The sequence below is a fragment of the Synechococcus sp. R6-10 genome (assembly GCF_047461815.1).
GTDB lineage: Bacteria > Cyanobacteriota > Cyanobacteriia > Thermostichales > Thermostichaceae > Thermostichus.
In genome coordinates this window covers 1-597 of sequence record NZ_JANSHW010000151.1, presented here as the reverse complement: position 1 = coordinate 597, position 597 = coordinate 1, and the positions used below count along the sequence as shown (strand labels likewise).

The 597-nt window shown below is 62.5% G+C and carries 1 protein-coding gene; it reads left to right on the top strand.

Annotation, left to right across the window (positions count from 1 at the left end):
• On the top strand, nt 1-597 hold a 597-nt coding region (locus NW837_RS04960; protein ID WP_414329544.1), incomplete at both ends, for an ATP-binding protein.

The window sequence follows — 597 nt, the reverse complement described above, 5'->3', positions numbered from 1 at the left end:
GCCTCTTCAAGCCCTTCAGCCAGGTGGATAGCTCCATCAGCCGCCAGTTTGGGGGCACCGGCCTGGGCTTGGCCATCAGCCAGCGTCTCTGCCAGCTCATGGGGGGAGCAATCGGGGTGGAAAGTCAGCCGGGCCAGGGATCCACTTTTCGCTTTCGCATCCCCCTAAAGAGGCCAGACCAGGAGCTGTTGCCAACCGCCGCACCGGATCCGTGCTTGGCCGGCAAGCGGGTTTTGCTGGTGGAAGACAACGCCAGTCAACGGCAGTTGCTATCCCGACTGCTGAGCGCTTGGGGCATGGAGGTAACCTGTTGTGCCTTGGCGGCAGAAGCCCAGGCTGCAGTTAGAACTCGTCCTTTTGACCTGGCCCTTCTGGATGCCACCCTGCCAGACCGGGATGGCTTGACCCTGGCGGCTGACCTGCAGACAGCGCAACCCCGCCTGTTACCGCTAGTGCTGACGGGGCGCAACTTCATCTCCACAGCAGACCCTCTCCCCACTTTGGCCAAGCCGGTCAAAGCCTCCCAACTGCGGAAGCTGCTGCTGGGGCTTGTGGGAGAAAAGCTCCTTCCTCCTTATCTTCCTCTCCCGCCGCTCC